At 64.8% G+C, this 321-nt stretch carries 1 protein-coding gene; it reads right to left on the bottom strand.

Annotated features, from left to right (window positions below; all coding sequences use genetic code 11):
- Positions 1–321 (bottom strand): condensation domain-containing protein (locus tag MWU77_RS24480; RefSeq protein ID WP_247275036.1); only part of this gene is annotated, 321 nt, incomplete at both ends.

The following is a 321-nucleotide window of genomic DNA, read 5'->3' on the forward strand; positions in this document are numbered from 1 at the left end:
CCCATCCAGATACCGCAACAGGCCATAACCCATACCCCGGTCCGGAATCGCCAGCAACTGCTCCTTCACAGCCTTGACCGCAGCACCGACCGACACACCACCGGCGAACGCATCATCGACATCGACACCCGCCAGATCCACCCGCACCGGATACGCACTCGTGAACCACCCCACCGTCCGCGACAGATCCGCCCCCGGCACCACAGCCTCTTCACGACCATGACCCTCGAACTTCACCAACGCCGACGACGACTCCACACCACGATCCCGACGCCACCGCACCAACGCCAACCCCAACGCCGCCACCAGACCATCGGCGAC

Source organism: Rhodococcus sp. F64268, from assembly GCF_023015605.1.
GTDB lineage: Bacteria > Actinomycetota > Actinomycetes > Mycobacteriales > Mycobacteriaceae > Rhodococcus.